The sequence below is a fragment of the Methylobacterium sp. J-068 genome, from assembly GCF_022829445.1.
Taxonomy (GTDB): Bacteria; Pseudomonadota; Alphaproteobacteria; order Rhizobiales; family Beijerinckiaceae; genus Methylobacterium.
The window spans coordinates 1-21,881 of the sequence record NZ_JAKSXY010000095.1 but is presented as its reverse complement, the minus strand read 5'-3'; the positions used below and the strand labels follow the sequence as shown (position 1 = coordinate 21,881).

The 21,881-nt window shown below is 70.7% G+C and carries 27 protein-coding genes; 15 read left to right on the top strand and 12 right to left on the bottom strand.

Translation table 11 applies throughout. The annotated features are described in order from the left end of the window. Positions 1-35: 35 nt before the first annotated feature. The 3 genes from MKK54_RS15695 (at position 36) to MKK54_RS15685 (ending at position 2,168) form a co-directional block, all read left to right on the top strand. On the top strand, positions 36-1,262 hold the full coding sequence (locus tag MKK54_RS15695) for an oxalate decarboxylase family bicupin (RefSeq protein WP_244012126.1): 1,227 nt from the start codon (positions 36-38) through the stop codon (positions 1,260-1,262). A 176-nt stretch (positions 1,263-1,438) separates the two neighbouring features. Further along, positions 1,439-1,648: a hypothetical protein gene (locus MKK54_RS15690; RefSeq protein WP_244012125.1), complete on the top strand. Its 210-nt coding sequence runs from the start codon at positions 1,439-1,441 to the stop codon at positions 1,646-1,648. A 127-nt stretch (positions 1,649-1,775) separates the two neighbouring features. Beyond that, the gene (locus tag MKK54_RS15685; protein ID WP_244012124.1) at positions 1,776-2,168 is read left to right on the top strand and encodes a hypothetical protein; all 393 of its coding nucleotides are present in this window, start codon (positions 1,776-1,778) and stop codon (positions 2,166-2,168) included. A 34-nt stretch (positions 2,169-2,202) separates the two neighbouring features. Here the strand turns inward: MKK54_RS15685 and MKK54_RS15680 are convergent, their stop codons facing one another. From MKK54_RS15680 to MKK54_RS15640, 9 genes are all read right to left on the bottom strand, one after another. Then, entirely contained in the window at positions 2,203-2,562 is a 360-nt protein-coding gene (locus MKK54_RS15680) for a hypothetical protein (RefSeq protein ID WP_244012123.1), read from the bottom strand. 533 nt (positions 2,563-3,095) lie between these two features. After that, a complete protein-coding gene (locus tag MKK54_RS15675; RefSeq protein ID WP_244012122.1) occupies positions 3,096-3,440 on the bottom strand; it encodes a hypothetical protein in 345 nt (114 codons plus the stop codon). 294 nt (positions 3,441-3,734) lie between these two features. Beyond that, positions 3,735-4,715 carry a sulfonate ABC transporter substrate-binding protein gene (locus MKK54_RS15670; protein WP_409564192.1) on the bottom strand — a complete coding sequence of 327 codons (981 nt, stop codon included), beginning with the start codon at positions 4,713-4,715 and terminating at the stop codon, positions 3,735-3,737. 245 nt (positions 4,716-4,960) lie between these two features. Further along, entirely contained in the window at positions 4,961-6,124 is a 1,164-nt protein-coding gene (ssuD, locus tag MKK54_RS15665; RefSeq protein WP_244012121.1) for an FMNH2-dependent alkanesulfonate monooxygenase, read from the bottom strand. A 39-nt stretch (positions 6,125-6,163) separates the two neighbouring features. Further along, positions 6,164-7,030, bottom strand: coding sequence for an ATP-binding cassette domain-containing protein (locus MKK54_RS15660; protein WP_244012120.1), 867 nt, complete (start codon positions 7,028-7,030; stop codon positions 6,164-6,166). 114 nt (positions 7,031-7,144) lie between these two features. Continuing rightward, positions 7,145-7,927, bottom strand: a complete 783-nt coding sequence (gene ssuC, locus MKK54_RS15655; RefSeq protein ID WP_244012119.1) for an aliphatic sulfonate ABC transporter permease SsuC — start codon at positions 7,925-7,927, stop codon at positions 7,145-7,147. Between the two features lie 5 nt (positions 7,928-7,932). Next, a complete protein-coding gene (locus MKK54_RS15650; RefSeq protein ID WP_244012118.1) occupies positions 7,933-8,919 on the bottom strand; it encodes an aliphatic sulfonate ABC transporter substrate-binding protein in 987 nt (328 codons plus the stop codon). Between the two features lie 12 nt (positions 8,920-8,931). Next, positions 8,932-9,528, bottom strand: a complete 597-nt coding sequence (gene msuE, locus MKK54_RS15645; RefSeq protein ID WP_244012117.1) for an FMN reductase — start codon at positions 9,526-9,528, stop codon at positions 8,932-8,934. 346 nt (positions 9,529-9,874) lie between these two features. Further along, positions 9,875-11,002, bottom strand: coding sequence for an HD-GYP domain-containing protein (locus MKK54_RS15640; RefSeq protein ID WP_244012116.1), 1,128 nt, complete (start codon positions 11,000-11,002; stop codon positions 9,875-9,877). Between the two features lie 383 nt (positions 11,003-11,385). Between MKK54_RS15640 and msrA the strand changes: the two genes are divergently transcribed. The 7 genes from msrA to MKK54_RS15605 all read left to right on the top strand — a co-directional run bounded on the left by msrA (position 11,386) and on the right by MKK54_RS15605 (position 16,163). Then, a complete protein-coding gene (gene msrA / locus MKK54_RS15635; protein WP_244012115.1) occupies positions 11,386-12,042 on the top strand; it encodes a peptide-methionine (S)-S-oxide reductase MsrA in 657 nt (218 codons plus the stop codon). A gap of 153 nt (positions 12,043-12,195) precedes the next feature. Next, positions 12,196-12,543, top strand: a complete 348-nt coding sequence (locus tag MKK54_RS15630; protein ID WP_244012114.1) for a DUF2293 domain-containing protein — start codon at positions 12,196-12,198, stop codon at positions 12,541-12,543. Between the two features lie 197 nt (positions 12,544-12,740). Further along, the gene (locus MKK54_RS15625) at positions 12,741-12,950 is read left to right on the top strand and encodes a molybdopterin-binding protein (RefSeq protein WP_055948660.1); all 210 of its coding nucleotides are present in this window, start codon (positions 12,741-12,743) and stop codon (positions 12,948-12,950) included. 5 nt (positions 12,951-12,955) lie between these two features. Continuing rightward, a complete protein-coding gene (locus tag MKK54_RS15620) occupies positions 12,956-13,498 on the top strand; it encodes a hypothetical protein (RefSeq protein ID WP_244012113.1) in 543 nt (180 codons plus the stop codon). 121 nt (positions 13,499-13,619) lie between these two features. Then, complete coding sequence (gene mepA, locus MKK54_RS15615) at positions 13,620-14,543, top strand: penicillin-insensitive murein endopeptidase (RefSeq protein ID WP_244012279.1); 924 nt, start codon at positions 13,620-13,622, stop codon at positions 14,541-14,543. 49 nt (positions 14,544-14,592) lie between these two features. Further along, complete coding sequence (locus MKK54_RS15610; RefSeq protein WP_244012112.1) at positions 14,593-15,498, top strand: aldose 1-epimerase family protein; 906 nt, start codon at positions 14,593-14,595, stop codon at positions 15,496-15,498. Beyond that, complete coding sequence (locus MKK54_RS15605) at positions 15,495-16,163, top strand: TenA family protein (protein ID WP_244012111.1); 669 nt, start codon at positions 15,495-15,497, stop codon at positions 16,161-16,163. The genes MKK54_RS15610 and MKK54_RS15605 overlap by 4 nt, the downstream gene beginning before the upstream one ends. 3 nt (positions 16,164-16,166) lie before the next feature. Here the strand turns inward: MKK54_RS15605 and MKK54_RS15600 are convergent, their stop codons facing one another. Further along, positions 16,167-16,511 carry a hypothetical protein gene (locus MKK54_RS15600; protein WP_244012110.1) on the bottom strand — a complete coding sequence of 115 codons (345 nt, stop codon included), beginning with the start codon at positions 16,509-16,511 and terminating at the stop codon, positions 16,167-16,169. 413 nt (positions 16,512-16,924) lie between these two features. Further along, positions 16,925-17,641, bottom strand: coding sequence for an HAD family hydrolase (locus MKK54_RS15595; protein ID WP_244012109.1), 717 nt, complete (start codon positions 17,639-17,641; stop codon positions 16,925-16,927). Between the two features lie 176 nt (positions 17,642-17,817). On the opposite strand from MKK54_RS15595, the gene MKK54_RS15590 reads away from it, so the two are divergent. The 3 genes from MKK54_RS15590 (at position 17,818) to MKK54_RS15580 (ending at position 19,678) form a co-directional block, all read left to right on the top strand. Then, positions 17,818-18,138, top strand: a complete 321-nt coding sequence (locus MKK54_RS15590; RefSeq protein WP_244012108.1) for a PetM family of cytochrome b6f complex subunit 7 — start codon at positions 17,818-17,820, stop codon at positions 18,136-18,138. Between the two features lie 183 nt (positions 18,139-18,321). Next, positions 18,322-18,603 (top strand): hypothetical protein, encoded by a 282-nt coding sequence (locus tag MKK54_RS15585; RefSeq protein WP_244012107.1) that lies wholly within the window; start codon positions 18,322-18,324, stop codon positions 18,601-18,603. A gap of 34 nt (positions 18,604-18,637) precedes the next feature. Continuing rightward, positions 18,638-19,678, top strand: coding sequence for an ABC transporter ATP-binding protein (locus MKK54_RS15580; RefSeq protein WP_244012106.1), 1,041 nt, complete (start codon positions 18,638-18,640; stop codon positions 19,676-19,678). Here MKK54_RS15580 and minC read toward each other — a convergent pair. Further along, positions 19,656-20,309, bottom strand: a complete 654-nt coding sequence (minC, locus tag MKK54_RS15575; protein WP_244012278.1) for a septum site-determining protein MinC — start codon at positions 20,307-20,309, stop codon at positions 19,656-19,658. The two genes, MKK54_RS15580 and minC, sit on opposite strands and share 23 nt — an antisense overlap. 613 nt (positions 20,310-20,922) lie before the next feature. Between minC and MKK54_RS15570 the strand changes: the two genes are divergently transcribed. Both MKK54_RS15570 and MKK54_RS15565 read left to right on the top strand, forming a co-directional pair. Further along, entirely contained in the window at positions 20,923-21,261 is a 339-nt protein-coding gene (locus tag MKK54_RS15570; RefSeq protein ID WP_244012105.1) for an iron transporter, read from the top strand. Beyond that, on the top strand, positions 21,258-21,881 hold a 624-nt coding region (locus tag MKK54_RS15565; protein ID WP_244012104.1), incomplete at its 3' end, for a PepSY-associated TM helix domain-containing protein. The genes MKK54_RS15570 and MKK54_RS15565, both read left to right, overlap by 4 nt.

Genomic DNA, 21,881 nt, shown 5'->3' with positions numbered 1-21,881 from the left:
GGGCGCCCTCGGACTCAACGCGAGAATCGAAGCGCATGACGGACCTGTCCCGCCGAAGCCTCCTGGCCGCCACCGCCACGGGGGGATCGCTGCTCACGCTGGCGGGCGCCCAGGGTCAGCCCACCGCGCAGGCCCCGATCCGGGGCAAGGACGGCGCCACGATTCTCGGCCCGCGCAACCCCGCGCGGGAGGCCGAGGACCCGTTCACCCTGCGCCCGCCCAGGACCGACCACGGCACGATGCCGAACCTGAAATGGTCCTTCGCCGATAGCCACATGCGGCTCGAAGAGGGCGGCTGGGCCCGGCAGACCACCATCCGGGAACTGCCGGTGTCCAAGGCGATGGCCGGTGTGAACATGCGGCTCGGCGCGGGCGTGGTGCGCGAGATGCATTGGCACAAGGAGGCCGAGTGGGCCTACATGCTCAAGGGCAAGGCCCGGATCACGGCGGTGGACGCGCAGGGGCGCACCTTCGCGGACGACGTCGCGGAGGGCGACCTCTGGTACTTTCCCTCCGGCATCCCCCATTCGATCCAGGGGCTGGCGAGCGAGGGCGTCGACGGTTGCGAGTTCCTGCTCGTCTTCGACGATGGCGGGTTCTCGGAGGATTCGACCTTCCTCCTGACGGACTGGATGGCGCACACGCCGAAGGACATCCTGGCCAAGAATTTCGGCCTGCCCCAGAGCGCCTTCGACGGGCTGCCGGAGACGGAACTCTACATCTTTCCGGGGCCGATGCCGGGGCCGCTCGCCGGGGACCGGATGGGCGGCGCCGGACCGGTTCCGGAGCCGTTCAGCCACCGCATGCTGGCCCAGGCACCGCTGAGCCTGCCGGGCGGCAGCGTGCGCATCACCGATTCCTCGGTGTTCAAGGCCTCGAAGACCATCGCGGCCGCCCTCGTGGAACTGGAGCCCGGCGCGATCCGCGAGCTGCACTGGCACCCGAACGGCGACGAGTGGCAATTCTACATCGAGGGCCAGGGCCGCATGACGGTGTTCGGCTCGGAATCGAAGGCCCGGACCTTCGACTACCAGGGTGGCGACGTGGGCTACGTGCCCTTCGCCATGGGCCACTACATCGAGAACACCGGCACGACGCCGCTGAAGTTCCTGGAGATGTTCCGCAGCCCGACCTACGCCGACATCTCGCTCCGGCAATGGCTGGCCCTGACCCCGCACGCCCTCGTGGCGGCGCACACGCATCTGACGAAAGGCGACCTCGACCGCCTGCCGGGGGTCAAGTCTCCGGTCTTGCCCGGCTGAGGCCCGCTTGGCTGAAGCGTGACGCGCGATCGCGTGGCTTTCCAAGAAAACCATTGATCTCCGCCCGAAGATGAGGAAGACAAGACTGAATTTCTTCTGAGAAGCCCACGTGTTTCTCATAAGATCTTTATAAATCAGCTTGTCTTTACGCTCTCATCTCAATGGGTGACCTCGCGATGCGTGAACATCACAAGGATGCGTCGGCCCAGGTTGCGCAGGCGCTCCTGGCCGGGATGAGTCCGGACGAGCAGGCCGAAGTCCAGGCCGAGGCGGACCTCGCAGGCGTGAGCGCGGTGGAGATCGTCCGGCGATCGCTCGACATCCTCATCGCGGATTCCGAGGTGCTGGCGCGCCGGAACACGGACGCCGGCACGTTGCCGCAGTGAGGACCGGCGAACGGAACACCGCGATTCGATGAGAATCGTGAGGCGTCTCGGCCAGGGGTCTCGGCCAAGCGTTCCGCCACGCGCGACCGGACAGGCTCGCCACAGACATGGGCAGACGAGAACCATCGTGAGATCGACGCCAGCCTGTTCCGGCCTCGCCATCGCCCTGACGCTCGCGCTGAGCGTCGGCGCCCGGGCGCAGGTCGTGGAGGACGGATCCGACGCCGCGATCGGAAAACCGGCCGCCGCCCGCGTGCTCGACCTCATCGGACAGCGCTTCAAGCCGCTCGATCCGAAGGTCACGGCCCTGCGGAAGGCCGAAGGCACCTGGATCTGCGGCGCGGTCAACGTGAAGAACCGGGACGGCCTCTATATCGGCGAGCGCGGCTTCGTGGTCGATCTCGCCACGGACTTCCTCGGCCGGGTTCCCGAGGGGCCGGAACTCCTCAATCCGAGGGCACCGGGATTTCAGGAGTTGGAGCACATCCGGCAACTGTACTTCACGATGTGCCTGGACTGATCGCCGCTCCGGCCGGAACCGGGCGCGTCGCCCACTACCGCGAGACGAACAGACCGGGGATGACGCTTCCGTTCCGGCCGAACAGTTCACCCGCCTGGCGGCAACTGGCGGGCACATCCTTCTGATAGGCCATGATGTAGGATTCGGCACTCAGCCGCATCTTTCCGTGCTCCAGATCGGCCGGATTGATCCGCAGGGCCTCGATGGCGGTGCGGAAACGGTCTTTCTCGGTCTGGATCTCGGGACAGGACATGTTGACGAAGCCCGCCAGCCCCGCGAGCTTGGCCGCCCTGTTCTGCGGGACCGTGAGTTCGGGCGCCTGATCCTGGGCGGCGGCCGGCAGGGCGCTCAGGACCCCGGCGACCACGATCAGAGCGGTGGACATGCGCATCATGACAATTCCTTTGTCTCGGGGCGCATGTTCAGTCTTCGGACAGAACTGTCAAGACACGGCAACGCTGCCACTTCGATTCTAATAAGTCTAGAATAATAACAGCCGGAACAGGTCGACATCGAATGTCTTCTGCCGATCCACCGATGCGCAACCGTCGCGTCATCGTCATGCGCCAGGAAAGGCTTTCCTTTGAGGCCAATGGTGCCTCCGTCATGGCGGCGAGAAGGGAAGCGGACGCATACCGGCGCCGTTTGATCTCCTCGATTCGGATGGACGCGACGCGCTCCCTCTCCTTCCAAGGAAAAGACCCCGCTCGCCACGTACCGAATGGATCGCGACCTGCGTTCGGGATCTTGCCGCTTGGGGATCGTGCCGTTTCTGAATCCCGTGCTCCCCTGCGCGGCCCTGGGATGACGGCGATGGCATGGCACCGAAGCGACCAATCGAAACGCGGACTAGGGGTCAAAATCTGGACGGTTGATCCGCGCACGCTGGGGTCCGCTCCGGATGGTTTGTGCTGTCGCCAGTGAAACTCAAAGCTGTTTCTGCGACCACGCTATGACTTTCGAGATATGCCAGTAATGCACACCCACGACAAACACGCATAAAAACAGCAAAACACCATAGTCAGGCCAAAAATGGGGCGCGGAGCTTCTCGCCTTGTAGAGCAATGATCCTCCGACCAGAAGGAATATCAGGACCGGAAACCACAAGCCTATCTGCTTGTCGGCATACCAAGTAGGATCACCTTTGAAGTTCCACTGCATCGGAACTTTTTTATTATCTATCTTGCCTCCATTGACGAAATTCACAGCAGCAAGCAAGAGGAATGTCGCGGCATATACAACCACACCAAAAATGGAAAGCATGCTCTGCATAGCTGGTTCGCAAGTCAAATTTGTTATCGCACACAGCACACTAGCGAAGACAAATGAAAGAATTTTGATGCAAAAATCGACAAATCACAGCGCGCGACTGACTCGAACGCAAGCATGATCGGCCACATGCCCATATCCGTATAGAGTCGCCCGCCACCGCTCGTCACAGGCACCGAGCCTCGGATTGTTCCCGCCGGAGCCCTTCCCGATCATGGCAGCCGGGAGCAGCTCTCAGGTCTCGTTTTGTCGCGCTCTCCTGAGCCGAACCGGCGCCCGGTTCGGCCGTGGGGAACCCTAGCTTCCGGTCTTGCGCACCGCCGAGGCGACGTCCAGCGGCTTCGGCAGCAGGCCGAGGCGGTGGAAGGTGTCGGCCACGTTCTGCTGGTCGGCGATGGTCTCGGCGTTCAGGGGCGTGACGCCGTAGGTGAGGCGGCGCAGGGCCACCGTGAGGATCGGGGCGGGAATGCCGACGGAGGGCGCGAGTTCGGTCGCCACCGCGTCGGTGTTGTCCTTGGCCCAGGCGTCGATCTCGCCGATCGCCGCCAGGGTCGCGTCGAGCGCCGGGCCGTTGGCGGCGGTGAAGGCGCGGGTGGAGAGGTAGAACTGGCGGTTCGGCACGAGGTCGGTGCCGTCCACGAGGATGCGGCCGCCGGTGCTGCGCTCGCCGGAGGCGAGGTAGGGGTCCCAGATCACCCAGGCGTCGACGGCGCCCCGCGCGAAGGCCGCGGCGCCGTCGGCGGGGGCGAGGAAGTTCAGGGTCACCGCATCATAGGGCACGCCCGCCCGCTCCAGGGCGCGAACCAGGAAGTAATGCACGTTCGAGCCCTTGTTCAGGGCAATCTTCTTGCCGCGCAGGTCCGCCACCGTCTTGATGGGGCTGTCCTTGGCGACCAGGATCGCCTCGCCCTTCGGGGCCGCCGGCTCGTGCGCCACGTAGAGCAGGTCCGGGCTGGCGGCTTGGCCGAAGATCGGGGGCGCCTCGCCCGCCGAGCCGAGATCGACCGCGCCGGCATTCAGTGCCTCCATCAGGGGCGGCCCCGAGGGGAACTCGGCCCAGGTGACGCGGTAGCCCAGCGGCTTCAGGCGCTGCTCCAACAGGCCCTTGCCCTTCAGGAGGACCAGCGTGCCGTATTTCTGGTAGCCGATGCGGATCACCTTCTCGTCCGCGCGGGCGTGGAGCGCGCCGAGGACGAGGAGCGCCAGGGCGGTGAGCAGCATAAGGGCGCGGCGGGTGCCGTCGGGACGGAGCGCGAGGGCGCGGGTGGCGGCGGGCATGGGGCCTCCTTCGGGTGAACGACGGGATTTCGGATTCTTCCCCGGAGGCGCGATGCGGCCCGCCTCGCCCGCGTGGGGAGGCGCCGGAGACGGGGGTGGCCGGGCGACCCTCGACCGGCCTCGCGGAAGGCCGGCGAGCCGACTCCTGGCCCCGCCCCGCAACGCGGAGGGGACGCGTTGCGCCTGCGAGAGCCGTGGTGGCGCATCCCGAAGCCCTGGCGGGCCGAGGAGATGCGCCCCGCGCCTCAATGCGCCGCGATGCGGCGGCTCGGCACGATGTCGTTGGCGATGACTTCGCCGAACGGCCCGTTGTTGCGGGCGTTGCTCGGGGCCACGCCCGTGGTCGCGCGCAGGGGCAGCTTGGGGAAGACCAGCTCGGCGAAGCGGTAGGCCTCCTCGAGATGCGGGTAGCCCGAGAGGATGAAGCGGTCGATGCCGAGGTCGATGTATTCCTTCATCCGGTCGGCGACTTGGGTCGCCGAGCCGACGAGGGCGGTGCCGGCGCCGCCGCGCACGAGTCCGACGCCCGCCCAGAGGTTCGGCGAGACTTCGAGCTTGGTGCGGTCGCCCCCGTGCAGGGCCATCATGCGGCTCTGCCCCACGGAATCCTGGCGCTTCAGGGTGGCCTGCGCCTTGGCGATGGTCTCGTCGTCGAGGCGCGAGATCAGGTTCTCAGCGGCCTGCCAGGCCTCGCCCTCGGTCTCGCGCACGATGACGTGCAGGCGGATGCCGTAGGAGAAGGTCTTGCCCTTGCGGTCGGCGGCTTCCCGGGCCCTGGCGATCTTCTCGGCCACGCCGGCCGGGGGCTCGCCCCAGGTCAGGTAGACCTCGCAATGCTCGGCCGCGACCTCGATGCCGGCCGGCGAGGAACCACCGAAGTAGAGCGGCGGGTAGGGCTTCTGCACGGGCGTGAAGATCACACGCCCCTCCTCCACCTTGAGGTGCTTGCCTTCGTAGGACACGGTCTCGCCCGACATCAGCCCGCGCCAGATGTGCAGGAACTCGTCCGTCACGACGTAGCGCTCGTCGTGGTCGAGGAAGACGCCGTCGCCGCGCAGTTCGACGGGATCGCCGCCCGTGACGACGTTGATGAGCAGGCGCCCGTCCGAGACCCGATCCAGGGTCGCGGCCATGCGGGCGGCCATGGAAGGCTCCTGCAGGCCGGGGCGCACCGCCACGAGGAAGCGCAGGCGCTTCGTGAGGGGCGCCAGGGCCGAGGCCACCACCCAGGAATCCTCGCAGGAGCGGCCGGTGGGCAGGAGCACGCCGTAATAGCCGAGCTCGTCCGCGGCTTGCGCGATCTGGCGCAGGTACGAGATCGAGACGTCGCGCGCGCCGTCCTGGGCGCCGAGGTAGCGGCCGTCGCCGTGGGTGGGAAGGAACCAGAGAACGTCGGTCTGTCCAGTCATGGGGTCTCTCGTGCGGTTTGGTGACGAGGGCGGCGGCGCTCAGGCCGGCGCGCGCTCGGAGAGAAGATGGTCGAGGATGCGGCCTTCCAGGGCCGCGAGGTCGGCATCGCCCCGGCGGCGCGGGCGCGACACGTCGACCGTGACGTCGAGGGCGATGCGGCCGGCCTCCACCACGAGGATGCGGTCGGCCATCGCCACGGCTTCCGCGACGTCGTGGGTGACGAGGATCGCGGTGAACCCCTGCGCCCGCCAGATCCGCTCGATCATCGCCTGCATGTCGATGCGGGTGAGCGCGTCCAGCGCTCCGAGCGGCTCGTCGAGGGCCAGCAGGCCTGGGCGGCTGACGAGGGCGCGGGCCAGGGCGACGCGCTGGCGCTGGCCGCCCGACAGGGTGGCGGGCCAGTTGCCGGCCTTCTCGGAGAGCCCGACTTCGGCCAGCGCCGCCTGCGCCTTGGTCCGCCGCTCCGCCCGGGAGCCGTCCTCGCCGAGGCCCACCGCCACGTTGTCGACGACGCGGGCCCAGGGCAGCAGGCGCGGCTCCTGGAACATGATGCGTTTGGGCGGCGTGCGCACGGCCTGGGCTTCGAGGCCGATGCGGCCGCCGCTCGGCTGCTCCAGGCCGAGGATCAGGCGCAGCAGGGTGCTCTTGCCGCAGCCCGAGCGTCCGACCACGGCCACGAACTGCCCGGCCGGGATGTGCAGGTCGAGGCCCGCGATCACCGTATGGCCGTCGAAGGCCTTGGTCAGGTCACGGATGGTGACGCCGATGCCGGTGGCGGAGGGCGCCGGGCGAAGCGGGGACGTCGAGACGCCTTTCGGAGCCGGTTTTTCGCGCGGCCTCGCGTCGAGGGGTTTGGCCTCGCGGGCGGTGGCGTCCTCGGAGACGCGAAGGGCAGTGGCGAGCATGGACGGACCGTCGGATGAGGAGTTCGGGAGGCGGGACGCGCGGCGTCGTGCGCCGGCGGCAGGATCAGGTGCGTCGACAACAGGGGGATGGCCGAACCGTCGCGCGCATGGCCGTCACGCGTTCCGATACGCGGGGTTCCAGGCCAGGAACTTGCGCTCCAGCAGCCGGGTCACGGCGTCGGCGGCCTTGCCGAGGCCGGCATAGATCACGATCGCCAGCACCACGACGTCGACCAGCATGAACTCGCGGGCCTGCATCGCCATGTAGCCGAGGCCGGAGGAGGCCGAGATCGTCTCGGCGACGATGAGCGTCAGCCACATGATGCCGAGCGCGTAGCGCAGGCCCACGAAGATCGAGGGCAGCGCTCCCGGCAGCACCACGCGGGTGAACAGGCTCACCGGCGACATGCCGTAGACCCGGCCCATCTCGACGAGTTGCGGGTCCACCGAGCGGATGCCGTGCAGGGTGTTGGCATAGACGGGGAAGAACACCCCGATCGCCACGAGGAAGAGCTTGGCCTCCTCGTCGATGCCGAACCACAGGATCACCAGGGGGATGAGCGACAGGTGCGGGATGTTGCGGATCATCTGCAACGTCGTGTCGGTCAGGCGCTCGGAGAGCCGCGACAGGCCGTTGGCGAGGCCGAGCGCGAAGCCGATGCCGCCCCCGATGAGGAAGCCGACGGCCGCGCGGGCGAAGCTGATCGAGAGGTTGGTCCAGAGTTCGCCGCTGCGCGCCGCCTGCCAGCCGGCCGCGAGGACGCCGGAAGGCGCCGGCATGAAGCGGGTGGAGACGAGGCCGGTGGAGGCGGCGACCTGCCAGCCGAGCAGGATCGCGGCGGGGACGAGCCAGGGCGTCAGGCGCTCGAGCGTGCGGGTCTTGAAGGAAACGGTCATGGGGTTCAGCCCTTGCTCGCCGGGGCGGCCGGCGGCGTCCACACGGCGTCGCGGATGCGGATGGGGTTGGCGATGAGGCCGAGCGCGTGGAAGCGGTCGGCCACGCGCTGCTGGTCGGCGATGGTCGCCTCGGTCAGCGGCGCGATGACGTAGAGGCTGCGGTCGACGGCGCGCCGCGTCGCGTCGAGGGGCACGCCGGTGCCCTTGGAGAGCAGGGCGGCCACCTCCGGGCGATGCGCCTCGCACCAGGTCGCCACCTCGCCGAGGGCGGCGAGCGCCGCCTGGACCACCGGAGCGTTGGCCTGCGTGAAGTCGCGGTTGCCCAGGAAATAGTTGCTCGGCTTGGCGATGTCGGCCGCGCTCGCCAGGATCCGGGTGCCGGGCTGGCGCTCGGCGATGGCGAAGTAGGGGTCCCAGATCGCCCAGGCATCGACGGCGCCCCGCGCGAAGGCGGCGGCCGCATCGGCCGGCGCCAGGGTTACGGGCTCGATGTCGGCATAGGTCAGCCCGGCCTTCTCCAGGGCTCTCACGACCAGATAATGGGCGCTCGACCCCTTGGCGAAGGCGACGCGGCGGCCCTTGAGATCGGCCAGGGTCTTCAGGGGCGAGCCCTGCGGCAGCAGGATCGCCTCGCCCGAGCCGCCGGCCTCCTGGGCGGCGACGTACAGGAGGGAATTGCCGGCGGCCTGCGCGAAGACCGGGGGCGGCGCGCCGGTCTGGCCGAAATCGATGGCGCCGACGCCGAGCGCCTCCAGGACCGGGGGACCGAACGAGAACTCGGTCCAGCGGACCGAGACGCCGAGGGGCTTCAGCGCCTGCTCGATGGCGCCCTGCTGCTTGGCGACGACGAGGATGCCGTTCTTCTGATACCCGATGCGGAACACGCCGCCCTCGGCGCGGGCGGACGCGACGGGGAGGCCCGGCAGGACGGCCTGTCCGGGCAAGGCCGCCGCCGCGAGGGCGGTGGCGAGGAGGCTGCGTCGGGAGAGCATGGTCGGCGCCGTTCAGCCGGCGCTGGCGAAGGCGGCGACCGGGGACGTGACCTCCGGGGCGCCGGCCCGGGCCGCGCGGGCGCCGAGGAGGTCGGCGAGCTGGCTCGCCGCATCCTGGATGCGCGCCTGCACGCCCGCATCGACCGGGACGCCATCGCGAAAATCGGCGTCGGAGCCGTAGACGGCGCTGGGAATGGTGTGGGCGCTGAAGAACCCGAACAGGGGGCGCAGGGAATGCTCGACCACGAGGGCGTGGCGCGCGCCGCCGCCGGTGGCCGAGAGGATCACGGGCTTGCCCACGAGGGCCGACGGTTCGACGAAGTCGAACAGGTGCTTGAACAGGCCCGTATAGGAGCCCTTGTAGACCGGCGAGCCCACGATGAGCGCGTCGGCGCCCTCGATGGCCTCGACGATGCGGCGGGCCGGCAGCGGCAGCAGGTCCCGCGACCAGGCGGCCCCGAGGCCGGTGCCGGCATCGAGCATGTCGAACAGGCGGATCTCGGCCCGGACCCGCGCGCCCACGGCCTCGGCCAGGGACTCGGCGAGGGCCCGCGTCTTCGAGGGGCGCTGGAGATTGGCGGTAAAGCCGACGATGCGGGGCAGCGACATGGGATCACTTTCTTGGGCCGCAACAATTCGCGACAAGACCTCGGGACGAGACTTCGGGACGTGGCTGCGCCATCGCTCGAGCCGAGCGTCGATCGACACCGACATGTCCAAGGGTCTGCGCGCTGAAACGGCGACGGATCATGCGCCGCTGCGAGAGCGGCGCCCTGTCGAAAACGTGCCCTTTGGCGGGCCGAGAATCAATGAAACGTTCTTTTGAAAGCAGCGCGCGCGGGAGACGATCCCTCCGAGCCGCGCGCCTTCGGGAGACGATCGCGTTCGAGGCGCATTATCGTGCCGGAATCTCGTCCGCCGGCGCGTTATCCTGCACGGGGATGGGCGCGTGGCCTCAGGCCTCCGCGTCCTCGAGCACGCCCTGCAGCACCACGCGCTCGAAGGCGCGCAGGAGGTCGGCGTCGAGCTTGGGGAGCATGCCCCGCATCAGCGTATGGGCGTCGCGGTGCGGGAGCGGATCGCGGTAGGGCCGCCGCTCCGTCAGCGCCGAGTGGATGTCGCAGATCGTGACGAGGCGCACGAGGTCGGGGATCGCCGCGCCCGCGAGCCCGTCGGGATAGCCGCTGCCGTCGAGCATCTCGTGGTGGTGCCGGACGACCGCGAGGGTCGCGGCGTCGAACCCGCCCTGGGCCGTAAGCAGGTCCGCGCCGATGGCCGGGTGGGTGCGCATCACCGCCATCTCATCGGCGGTCAGGCGCCCCGGCTTGTTCAGGATCTCCAGGGGAATCCTCGCCTTGCCGAGGTCGTGCAGGAGGGCGGCCCGGGCGAGGCGCATCTGGTCGGCGCGGGCGAGCTTCAGGCCGGCTCCGAAGGCGGCGGCGTAGCCCGCGACGCTCAACGAATGCTGGTAGAGTTGCTGGTCATGCCGCTCGATGACCTCGAGCCACGTCCGGATTCCGCAATCCGAGATCGCCGTGAGGATGATCTCGGTTCCGGTATCGGCCTCGGCGGCCGTCAGGGGGTGCCCCGTCTCGGCGGCCTCGAAGAGTTGCGAGACCAGGCCGCTGACGACCCGCGCGAGGTTCGCGGCCTTTCCGGACACCGTCGGGTCGGAACCCGCCTGTGCCGGGACCGCCTGATCTTGACGCGTCCCGGCGGTCGCGGCGGCCGCGCGGCGCACCGCCTGCCAGGTGTCGATGAGGCCGAACAGGGTGGCGAGCACGATCGTCCGGGGCGCGTCCGCCCGCAGGGTGCTGGTCGCGGCGGCCGCGCGGCCGGTGGGAGCGGGCAGGTTGGTGAGATGGAGGCTCGCGACGTGGGAGGCGTGCAGGCGTGCGATCCAGGCCCGGGCCAGGCGCGCGTCCCGGCTGACGTCCACGACGGCGACCAGGGGAAGAAGGGTCGGCAGCGCCTCGCGCGGGTCGATGCAACGGCAGGGGACCACATTCTCGACCGCCCGCGCGAGCAGGGCCGCGAGATGCGGTCTGTCCGAGACGATGAGAACCGTGCTGGTCTGAGTCACGAGCGGATCCGGTCAACGTGGCGCGTGGTCCGGCCTTCCGCCCGGCGGTCGACATTTGACACGGATTCATTATCGAACAATTCACGACAAATCATCCTGGGATTTCGCCGGGCCGCCGCTCGCCGCAGACGACGTCCCGCAGGAACCACGCGCACATCTTGCGCGGGACGCTCCGATGCTTTCCGGGTCCGGCGGGCGGGCGGGCCGAACGGTGCGCGCCCCGCGCTTCAACTTCCGGGCGACGCGCCCCATATCTCCAACAATCGATCGCCCTGCCGGCCGCGTCCGCCGGTCCGAGCGGCCCGCCATCCGGTCCCGCGCGGGTCCGGCGCCGGACCCGTTCGGCACCCCGCGCGGGCCGGTCCCAGCCGGAGACCCACACGATGTTCCTGTTCCGCAAGCGGCCCGAGATGCCCGATCCCGCCGACACCCTGCCGGGCCGGCCGAACCCGATCCCCACCGCCGAGCGCCACTTCGTCAACGGACACCCGCTGAAAGGGCCCTACCCCGAGGGTTTCGAGCGGATCGTCCTCGGGCTCGGCTGCTTCTGGGGCACGGAGCGCAAGTTCTGGCAATTGCCGCGCGGCGTCTTCGTCACCGCCGTGGGCTATGCCGGGGGCACCACCCCGAACCCGACCTACGAGGAGGTCTGTTCCGGGATGACCGGCCACAACGAGGTGGTGCTCGTGGTGCACGATCCGGCGGAACTGACGCTGGAAGCGGTGCTCAAGACCTTCTTCGAGAACCACGACCCGACCCAGGGCATGCGCCAGGGCAACGATGTCGGCACCCAGTACCGCTCCGGCATCTACACCCTCGATGCCGAGCAGGCGGCGGTCGCCGAGCGGGTGCGCGCCGCCTATGGCGAGGCGCTGCGGGCCCGCGGCTTCGGGGCGATCACCACCGAGATCAAGCCGCTGGAGACCTTCTACTTCGCGGAGGATTACCATCAGCAATACCTCGCCAAGAACCCGGCCGGCTATTGCGGCGTCGGCGGCACCGGCGTCACCTGTCCGATCGGGACCGGCATCGCCGCCTGAGGCCGGGCGCCGGGCCGGCCGCGGAACGATCGGTCGGGCGCGACGGGTGCCCTCTCCCGGGGCGGAGGGGGCGGACGCCGCGGGTTGGACTTCTTCGAGGACCTCGCGCATCTGATCCCGGATCGCGGCGACGATGTCCCGAGGAGTGTGACGATGAATCGGCGCGAGGTCCTCGCGGCGGCCCTGGCGCGGCTCGCGCCGCGCCTGCCCGACTTCGAAACCGAGGCGGTGATCGACCGGGCCCTGGCGAGTCCGGGCCTGCGCAACGCGCGGCCCGACACGGCCGTCTGGCTCGCCCTCGTGGCCTATGCCCGGCACGTCTTCACCGAGTACGACGCCCTGCTGGACGAGGGCTACGACCGCGACAGCGCCCGCCACTTCGTCCTCGACGACCTCAACGCGGTGCTCGCCGAATGGGGATCGCGCCGCCAGGTCTCCGATGCCGAGACCGTGGATGAATCCGGAGACCCCGAGGAATCCGCAGAACCCGAGGAATCCTGAGCCCGCGCACAAGCCCGCGCACATAGGCGTGACCGCTCGGTCTCGATCCGGCGCGCCAAGGCGCGCGGCCCCCGGCAGGGTTGCGCCCGGACCGCTTGCACCGGGCGTGGCCGCGCGGCATCGTCCCGCCCGATCGAGCCCCCGCGTCGCTCGGGCCGAGACAGTTCAGGCAAGACAATTCAAAGGATATCCGTTTCATGAAGATCAGCGCGCGCAACGTCCTCAAGGGCAAGGTCGTCTCCGTCGAGAAGGGCGCCACCACCGCCCATGTGAAGATCGAGATCGCGGGCGGCCAGCTGGTGACGGCCTCGATCACCAACGAATCCGTCGACAGCCTCAAGCTGACCGTGGGCGGCGAGGCCTACGCGGTCGTGAAGTCCTCCGACGTCCTGGTCGCGGTGGATTGAGGGCGATGCGCCGCGCCGCCGCGATCGCGGTCCTCGCCATCGCCGCCACGGCGGCGCGGGCGCAGAACGCCGGCACCCCGACCTCCGGCACCCTGCCGGCCGCCGACCCGGCGGCCTGCACGCAGTTCGACTGGTCGCTGCTGCGCGAGCAGGCCTGGTTCTCGGCCGCCGGCCTGCCGCGCGTGGAATCCGGCGGTACGCTGGCCTCCGCGATGCCGGCGGCGCTGCTCGGTCTGAAGCCGCAGGCGCAGGTCGCCCCGCCCGTCGCGCCCTCGCGGGAGCCGAAGCCCGGCACCTATGGCGGCGTCCTGCACGTCGAGGCGCCGCTTTCGCCCGGCGCTTATCAGGTCACCCTCTCGAACCCAGCCTGGATCGACGTCAGCCAGGACGGGCGGACCACGCGTCCGGTCTCCGCGCGCACCGCGCGGACCGGCTGCCCGATGCTCGCGAAAAGCGTGCGCGTCCAGCTCGGCACCGCGCCCATCACCATCGTGGTGAGCAACGCCGCCTCCGACGCGATCCGCATCGCCGTCGCCCCGGCGGAGTAGCGCGGCGTAACCCTCGACGCGCCGCGTCCCGATCATTAGCGTGGCGCCGTGGCTCACGTCTCCACACGATGCTTGTTGGCGCCCCGCCCGCCGGGGACGCGATTTTTCGGGAGCCCGTCCGCTGACCCTCCGCCCGCTCCACCTCGCGACGCTCCTCCTCCTCGGCCTTCCCCTGTCGGCGCAGGCCCAGGACCGAGGCAGCGTCAATCCGAAGCCGCTGCCGCCGCTGGCCAATCCGGATGCGCCGGACACGCCGGCCAAGGCCCTGTTCGGGCGGGCGACCACGCCCGCGCCCGGCCCCGCCCACGCCTACGGCTCCTACGCCAAAGGCTGCTTCTCGGGCGGCGAGGCGCTGGCCGTCGACGGGCCGAACTGGCAGGTGATGCGCCTGTCGCGCAACCGGATGTGGGGCACGCCGCCCCTCGTCGAATTCCTGGAGCGGCTCGCCGCCAAGGCGCCGCGCATCGGCTGGAACGGCCTCCTCGTGGGCGACATGTCCCAGCCGCGCGGCGGCCCGATGCTCACCGGCCACGCCTCGCACCAGCTCGGCCTCGACGCCGACATCTGGCTGACGCCGATGCCCGACCACCGCATGAGCCGGGCCGAGCGCGAGGAGACCTCCGCCACCAACGTGGTGCGGGCCGACCGCCTCGACATCGACCCGCAGGTCTGGACGCCCGAGCATCTCAAGCTGATCCGGATGACGGCGCAGGAGCGCGAGGTGGCGCGCATCTTCGTCAACCCGGCGATCAAGAAGGCGCTCTGCCGCGAGGCCGGCGGCGACCGGGCCTGGCTCTCCAAGGTGCGGCCGATGTACGGGCACAACTACCATTACCATATCCGCCTCGCCTGCCCGGCGGGCCAGGACCAGTGCGGCGACCAGGCCCCGCCCCCCTCGGGCGACGGCTGCGGCGAGGAACTGGCCTACTGGTTCAGCGACGCGATCATGAACCCGAAGCCCGCAACGAAGCCGCCGCGCCCCAAGCCCCCCATGACCCTGGCGGCCCTTCCCGCCGCCTGCCGCTCGGTGCTCAAGGCGCGCTGATCCCTCTCCCGCCGTCCCGGAAGGGCGGCCAGCCGGACGACAGGACCCGATGGGCGAACGGATCACGATCAGCGCCGGGGACGGCACGCGGGCCGTCATCGCGGTCGACGGCGCCGAGCCCGTCTCCTGGCAGGTGGCGGACCGCGAATGCCTCTGGGGCGGCGATCCCGCGCACTGGGACCGGCACGCGCCCTGGCTGTTTCCGGTCGTCGGGGCCTCCACGGGCGGCGCGGTGCATGTGGACGGCCGGGCCTACCCGATGCCGCAGCACGGCTTTGCCCGCGACCTGCCCTTCACGGTGATCGCGCGAGCCGAGGACAGCGTGAGCCTGCGCCTCACCGACAGCCTGGAGACCCGCGCGCACTACCCTTACGCCTTCCGCCTCGACATCACCGCGCGGGTCGGCCCCGGCCGGCTCGACTTCGAGATCGGAATCGAGAACACCGATTCCGTGCCCCTGCCCTACGGGCTCGGCTTCCACCCGGCCTTCCCCTGGCCCTTCGCCGGCGGCACCCGCGCGGCGGGCGGCGGCTATGCGGTGCGGTTCGCGCATCCCGAGCGCCCCTTCGCGCCGGAGGTGGGAGCCGGCGGCCTGCTCCTGCGCACCGAGCGGCCGGTTCCCCTGGACGGAGCGACCCTGCCCCTCGACCCCGCGATCTTCACCGAGGCGCTGGTGTTCCGGGACGCGGCGAGCGACTGGATGTGCTTCACCGGTCCCGGCGGCGACGCCATCCGCCTCGCGGTCTCGGACTTCCCCCACCTCGCCGTCTGGACGAAGCCGACGGCCCCCTTCCTCTCCCTCGAATGCTGGACCGGCCACGCCGACTGGGCGGGGTTTTCGGGCGACCTGACGCAGCGGGATTCGCAGCGCCTGCTGGCGCCCGGCGCCCAGGCGCGCCACGGCGTCACCCTGTCCTATGAGCAGGACCTTCACGACGGAGAGATTCAGGCGTGACCGACACCTTCTCCGCCGAGGCCTGGGCCCGCAACGCGGAGGCCTACGAGGCGATCCGCACCATGCCGTTCAACGCCGAACTCGCGGACGGCTCCCTCGCGCGGACGCGCTTCCTCCACTACATCGTGCAGGACGCGCATTACCTCGTAGGCTTCGGCCGCGCCCTGGCGCTCGCCGCCGCGAAGGCGCCGGACCCAGACCGGATGGTGCAGTTCGCCCGCGCCGCCGAGACCGCCATCGTGGTGGAGCGCTCCCTGCACGGCGGATTCTTCCGCGATTACGGCATCGACGCCGCGACCTTCGGGGCCACCCCGCTCTCGCCCCCCTGCGACCACTACGTCGCCTATCTCATCGCCACGGCCTACGCGGAGCCGTACGAGGTGGTGCTCGGCGCGCTGCTGCCCTGCTTCTGGATCTACGCGGAGATCGGCCGGGACATCTTTTCGCGGGCGCGGACCGACAACCCGTACCGGGCCTGGATCGACACTTATGCGGGCGAGGATTTCGCGAACGCCGTCGCCGCCATGATCGCGGCGACCGATGAGGCGGCGGGGCGCGCCTCGCCGGACGTGCGGGCGCGGATGCACCGCGCCTACACCCAGGCGACGCGCCTCGAATACCTGTTCTGGGACGGCGCTTACCGCGACGCGGCCTGGCCGGTCTGACCGCTACACGGCCCGAAGCCGGGCTCCGGCCGCGTGACGACGCGCCCCGGGTCCCGGACGGGTCCGGCCACGGAACCGCTCGCGCGCCGCGCGGGCCGCCTGCTCGACGCTGCGGAAGACCGTGCCGTCGAGGGGATCGAAGTCGCGGTTCGAGGAGAAGAAGCGCACGCCGCCGGGCTCCGGCACGGCGATGCCGGCCGCGACCTCGCCGATCTCGATGATGCGCGGCGGGGCCGGCTCGGCGTGCAGGCGATTGCGGGCGCGCGCCGCGTGATGATCGGCGAAGTCGGGGGCTGCGTGCAGGCGGTTCAGCGCCCGTTCGGTGGCGTCGGTGTGAAGGTGGGGCATGCGGGAAACTCCGGTGACCGGCCCGGGGCCGGCGAAGGTCTGACGGCGGGACGTGACGGGGTCGTCAGCGTCGACAGCAACCGCCTTGGGACCGGAGGCTCGGGATCGTCTGGCTGACGGTCACGTCAGCTGTGGCGAAATCGATCACGGCGAGATCAGTCACGGCAAGTCATCCTTTCCGGGAAGGACCACGAGGCGCGCGCGCATCGCGGTGCTTTAGCGTTTGGTGACGCGGCGCAAGCTACACACTTCAAATCACCGCGGTTCGGCGGCGCGCCCTGGCGCCACCGAACGTCTTCAAGATGCTGTTCGCATCGCCTTTCGTCAACGGATCGATCTTTCGAATTCCAGTCGAAGCCGAGCAGGAACGGCCCCGCTCAGCTCCGCGCACGCATGCGTCCTTCGCCGGCGCCTCAGGCGGCCGCGATGACGGCCGCCAGGTCGCGATAATCGCGAAAGACCTGGGACGCGCCGGCCCGCGTCAGGTCGGCCGCCGCCGGGTCGTGTCCCCAATGGCCGCCGCCGCTGAAGCCGACGACGCGCATGCCGGCGGCGCGCGCCGCCGTGACGCCGGGCACGCTGTCCTCGATCACGACGCAGGCCGCGGGCGCGGCGCCCATCGCGGCGGCGGCGTGCAGGAACAGGTCCGGCGCCGGCTTGCCGCGCGCGACCATGGACGAGGAGAAGATCCGCCCCTCGAACAGCGGCAGCAGCCCGGTCAGCCCGAGGGAGTGGCGCAGGCGCACGGGGTCGCTGCTGGAGGCGACGCAGGAGGGCAGGCCGAGGGCGGCCACCGCCTCGGCGACGCCGGCCATCGCGCGCAACTCCGCGTCGAAGGCCTGCAGGGTGTCGGTCTTCACGGCGTCGACGAAGCCCTCGGGCGCCGCGACGCCGTAATCGCGCGCGATGTGCTCCATGATCGAGACCATGGAGGTGCCGGCGAAGCGCGCCCGCACCGTCTCGACGTCGATCGGCACGCCGATGCGGTTCAGGCCGGCGGTGAGCCGGGCGAGGCTGATCGGCTCGCTGTCGACGAGCACCCCGTCGCAGTCGAAGATGACCAGGGCGAGGGCCGGCGCGGTGTCGCCGGGCCGGGGTTGCGGGTCGAGGCGGGTGGAAGCGTCGCGCATATCCGGGAAACAGTCTCGCGTTCGGGTCGGGGCCGGGCACGCCCCCACCCCCCGCGCCGGATATGGCTCCCTTTCGCGCGAGAACCAGCTGCGAGCCCCCGCTTGCGCCGGCCGGCGCGCGCTCCTACTCACGCCTCTCGGGCCGGCGCTGCTGCCGGCGGGTGCGATCGGGTGCGATGGTCCGTTTCCTCAGCCGCTTCCTCGGCCTCGTCTTCCTCGCGGGCGGCTTCGTCTGCCTCGTCTATGACGGCGCCCGCTCCATCGCGAATAACGGCCTGCGCGTCACCAGCGTCAGCGACCTCGCCTTCACGCTGTTCAAGGACAAGGCGAGCGCCCTCCAGGGCAGCGTCGAGGGCGTGGCCCCCTGGCTGTGGAAGATCCTCGTCCTGCCCCTGACCCTGGCGCCCGCCGCCCTCGTCGCCCTGGTCATCGGCGCCATGCTGCTCTGGATCGGCCAGCCGGGCCGCGAGCGCATCGGTTTCCTCAGCAACTCCTGAGGCGGGAGCGGAGACAGCCTCCGGCCGCGTGCCGTTTGGCACCCGACCCAGCGGTCTCCCATCCGTACAATGGCCGAGGCGCCATATTTTTCACCACGGCCCGTCATAGGGTTGCGTGAAACGGGGCGCCGCGACAGCATCGCCTCGCCGCATCGTCGAACCCTGTCGGGGATTGTCCGCCTCATGTCCCGCATCGTTGCCGCCTCCGCCCTGGCCCTCCTCCTCGGCACCGCGCCGGTCCTGGCGCAGCCGAGCCCCGGTACGCCGGGCGCGCCCGTTCCGCGCAGCATCACCGCCACGGGCGTCACGAAGCCGCCGGGCGGCGGCGACCGGGGCAAGGCGCCCTACACGCGGGCCTCGACCGAGGTCGACATGGCCAAGGCCCAGCGCGCGGCGGCGGCCCGCGACAAGGCCTGGGACAACAAGATGCGCACCACCATGGGCTCGATCTGCAAAGGCTGCTGAGGCACCGCGAAAGGCCCCGGCCCGAGCCGCTCCCGTGATCCGCCTCGAGGGCGTCGCCAAGCGCTTTCCCGGCGCGGACGGCCCCGCCGTCGACGGCCTCGACCTCCGGGTGGCCGAGGGCAGCATCTGCGCCCTGATCGGCCCGTCGGGCTGCGGCAAGTCCACCACCCTGCGCATGGTCAACCGGCTGGTGGAGCCGGATTCGGGCCGGGTCCTGGTGGCCGGCGCGGACGTGAGCCGGGGCGATCCCGTGGCCTTGCGCCGGCGCATCGGCTACGTGCTCCAGGGCGTCGGCCTGTTTCCCCACCGCACCGTCGCGGAGAATGTCGGCACCGTGCCGGGGCTCCTCGGCTGGAAGCGGACGCGGATCGCCGAGCGCGTCGATGCCATGCTGGACCTCGTCGGGCTCGATCCCACCCAGTACCGCCGGCGGCGCCCGCACGAACTTTCCGGCGGCCAGCGCCAGCGCGTCGGCGTCGCCCGGGCGCTCGCCGCCGACCCGCCGGTCCTCCTCATGGACGAGCCCTTCGGCGCGGTGGACCCGCTCGCCCGCGACCGCCTGCAGGGGGAGATCGGCGCCATCCTGCGGCGCCTTTCCAAGACCGTGCTGATCGTCACCCACGACATCGACGAGGCGATGCGGATGGGCAACCGCGTCGTGCTCATGCGCGCGGGCCGCATCGTCCAGGCCGACACGCCGGAGCGCCTCCTCGCCGACCCGGCGGATGCCTTCGTGGCCGGCTTCGTCGGCCAGGACCGGGCGCTGCGGCGCCTCGCCCTCATCGCCGCCGGAACGCTGGCGGTTCCGGGCGCCGCCGGAGATGCGCCCGCGATCCGCGCCGAGGCGTCGTTGCGCGAGGCGCTGGCCCTGCTGCTGGCCACCGGCACGGACCGGCTCGCACTCACGGGCGAGGGCCCGCCGGCCCACCTCACCCTGGCGGCGATCCGCAGGGAAGCGGCGCGGGCTGAGCGAAGCCCAGATCCGCCCTCCGGCGTGACGTCTCGGCCCGCACCGGACGTCCGGCACGAGGTCCGAACCTCAGATCGCCTCCCTATTCCAGCCCCGCGACCTTGATCGCATCCCCCTCGAGCCGGACCTGGGCCGGCAGCCCGCGCTGCACGGGTCCGAGGTCGTCGGCGGTGCGATAGAGACCGTCGATGGCGATGAGTTCCGGCTCGAACCGGCGGCAGGTGATGCGCGCCTCCGGGTTGCCGGCCGCCCCCGCGATGGCCCGGCCGCGCAGGGCGCCGTAGACGTGGAGCGAGCCGCCCGCGATCACCTCGGCGCCGGAGGCGACCGAGCCCATCACGGTGATGTCGCCCTCGAGATGCAGGATGGTCTGGCCCGAGCGCACCGGCGCGTCGACGATCAGGGAGCGGAACGGGGCCGGGGCTGGCGGCACTACGGGCGCGTCCACCGCCGGGTCCGGGATGGTGACCTCGTCCACCGGGCGCCCGCCGGCCGGGGGCGGCGGCAGGCCGCGCCCGAGCTGTCCGGCGCTCGCCCCCTCGATGCCCATCACGGTGACGTCGCGGGCGGCGAGTTCGGCCACGAGGTTCACGAGCCCGTCCCGGTCGAGGCCGAGGCCCGCCACGTCGAGGATGACGGGACGGCCGACGAAGAAGGCCGGTGAGCGCCGCGCCAGCGCGTCGAGGTCGTCGAGCCAGTCGGAGACGGGCAGAACCGGGGCGAGCACCAGGGCCATGAACGAGCGGCCGCGAAAGCGGATCGGGGGACGGGAGGAGCTTGCGGTCACGATGGGATGTCTTCCACGATGGGCGGTGTTCGCGGCTTGCGGGCGGCTGTGCGGGGCGCGGGTGCTGCCGGTCACCTTATCCGAACCCGCGCCCCTGGGGCACAGGGCAAGGTGGAGCACGAGGGAAGTTTCGGGGGACGGGGCGAGCCCGATGTCCCGTCGACACGATGTCCCGTCGACACGACGTGCCCGGATGCGCCAGGGCGTCGCAGGCCATGCGGCGGCAATCCACCGGCCTCGCCAAGAGGCGAAAGGCAACGTCGGACACCGCCGCCATCCCGCCGCGCCCTTCGCAGAGCGCCCTTGGCGGAGCGCCCGTTCCCGGCCATGCCCGGACCGCGGGCACGGAGCACGGCTCGGACCTGGGCGCATGAACCTGGAATGATTCCACAACATAGCGTTTGCGGCGCCAAGACCACGCTCGCTATAGCGATGTCGTCCGGCTCCGGCAGGATGGTGTTCGGTTCGTGCCGGTTCGATCCTTCGGGATCTGCTCCGCGCTGATCCTGCCAGGTTGCTGCCGGTACCTGTCTGTTCGGCTCTTGGATCGAGGGTGTTGCCCGTGGCGGACGTTTCCGGCCTCATCGAGAGAGACCGCATCAGGCGCGGCTGGCGCTATCGTTCGGCGGTGGCGGGACGCGTCCTGCTCGCGGCCTTCGGCGGCTATGGCGTGGCCGCGCTCGCCACCGCCTTCCTGTCGCTGACCCTGCCGATGGTGCGCTCCGAGGCGGTCGCGACCGCGACCCTGCTGAGCTTCGCGATCCTCGCGGGTGCGGTGATCTGGGTCTTTGCCGCGCGCACGCTGACCCGCGCCGCGATCGGCCTCGCCCTGCCCCTCGCGCTGCTCGGGCTCGGCCTCTGGATCGCCCTGGCGCTCAGCCCGGCGGGGGCGCCGGCATGAGGCAGGGGTTCCGCCAGTCCATGGCCTGGCTTCACACCTGGGCCGGGCTGGTCACCGGCTGGGTGATGTTCGCGGTCTTCGTCACCGGCACCGCCACCTATTACCGCACCGACATCTCGCTCTGGATGCGCCCGGAACTCCGCGCCGGGGCGAGCGAGCCGGCGCCGGCCGCCGAGCACGGGATCGCCTATCTGAAGACGCATGCGCCGAAGGCCATGTCGTGGTTCGTCTCGGTGCCCCAGCCGGACCGGCCGATGATCGGGGTCTACTGGCTGGACACCCTGGAATCGCCGATCCGGCAGGCGATGCTGGATGTCGAGACGGGCCGGCCCACCACGGCGCGGGACACCCAGGGCGGCGATTTCCTGTACCGCTTCCATTACGAGCTTCAGATGATGCCGGTGCTCGGCCGCTGGATCGTGGGCCTCTGCGCCATGATCATGCTGGTGGCGCTGATCTCGGGCGTGATCACGCATCGGCGCATCTTCGCGGACTTCTTCACCTTCCGGCGGGACAAGGCGGCCCAGCGCGGCTGGCTCGACGCCCACAACGTCACCGGCGTGCTCGCCCTGCCCTTCCACCTCATGATCACCTACACGGGCATCGTCACCCTCGCGCTG

Excerpts from the sequence above, each read along its gene's own strand:
- MKK54_RS15695 (WP_244012126.1), top strand. The coding sequence starts at position 36 with ATGACGGACCTGTCCCGCCGAAGCCTCCTGGCCGCCACCGCCACGGGG.
- MKK54_RS15650 (WP_244012118.1), bottom strand. The coding sequence starts at position 8,919 with ATGCTCTCCCGACGCAGCCTCCTCGCCACCGCCCTCGCGGCGGCGGCC.
- MKK54_RS15660 (WP_244012120.1), bottom strand. The coding sequence starts at position 7,030 with ATGCTCGCCACTGCCCTTCGCGTCTCCGAGGACGCCACCGCCCGCGAG.
- MKK54_RS15590 (WP_244012108.1), top strand. The coding sequence starts at position 17,818 with ATGGTCCGTTTCCTCAGCCGCTTCCTCGGCCTCGTCTTCCTCGCGGGC.
- MKK54_RS15670 (WP_409564192.1), bottom strand. The coding sequence starts at position 4,715 with ATGCCCGCCGCCACCCGCGCCCTCGCGCTCCGTCCCGACGGCACCCGC.
- MKK54_RS15610 (WP_244012112.1), top strand. The coding sequence starts at position 14,593 with ATGGGCGAACGGATCACGATCAGCGCCGGGGACGGCACGCGGGCCGTC.
- MKK54_RS15680 (WP_244012123.1), bottom strand. The coding sequence starts at position 2,562 with ATGATGCGCATGTCCACCGCTCTGATCGTGGTCGCCGGGGTCCTGAGC.
- MKK54_RS15600 (WP_244012110.1), bottom strand. The coding sequence starts at position 16,511 with ATGCCCCACCTTCACACCGACGCCACCGAACGGGCGCTGAACCGCCTG.
- msrA (WP_244012115.1), top strand. The coding sequence starts at position 11,386 with ATGTTCCTGTTCCGCAAGCGGCCCGAGATGCCCGATCCCGCCGACACC.
- msuE (WP_244012117.1), bottom strand. The coding sequence starts at position 9,528 with ATGTCGCTGCCCCGCATCGTCGGCTTTACCGCCAATCTCCAGCGCCCC.
- MKK54_RS15585 (WP_244012107.1), top strand. The coding sequence starts at position 18,322 with ATGTCCCGCATCGTTGCCGCCTCCGCCCTGGCCCTCCTCCTCGGCACC.
- MKK54_RS15625 (WP_055948660.1), top strand. The coding sequence starts at position 12,741 with ATGAAGATCAGCGCGCGCAACGTCCTCAAGGGCAAGGTCGTCTCCGTC.
- MKK54_RS15675 (WP_244012122.1), bottom strand. The coding sequence starts at position 3,440 with ATGCAGAGCATGCTTTCCATTTTTGGTGTGGTTGTATATGCCGCGACA.
- ssuC (WP_244012119.1), bottom strand. The coding sequence starts at position 7,927 with ATGACCGTTTCCTTCAAGACCCGCACGCTCGAGCGCCTGACGCCCTGG.
- MKK54_RS15595 (WP_244012109.1), bottom strand. The coding sequence starts at position 17,641 with ATGCGCGACGCTTCCACCCGCCTCGACCCGCAACCCCGGCCCGGCGAC.
- minC (WP_244012278.1), bottom strand. The coding sequence starts at position 20,309 with ATGGCCCTGGTGCTCGCCCCGGTTCTGCCCGTCTCCGACTGGCTCGAC.
- MKK54_RS15620 (WP_244012113.1), top strand. The coding sequence starts at position 12,956 with ATGCGCCGCGCCGCCGCGATCGCGGTCCTCGCCATCGCCGCCACGGCG.
- MKK54_RS15630 (WP_244012114.1), top strand. The coding sequence starts at position 12,196 with ATGAATCGGCGCGAGGTCCTCGCGGCGGCCCTGGCGCGGCTCGCGCCG.
- MKK54_RS15690 (WP_244012125.1), top strand. The coding sequence starts at position 1,439 with ATGCGTGAACATCACAAGGATGCGTCGGCCCAGGTTGCGCAGGCGCTC.
- ssuD (WP_244012121.1), bottom strand. The coding sequence starts at position 6,124 with ATGACTGGACAGACCGACGTTCTCTGGTTCCTTCCCACCCACGGCGAC.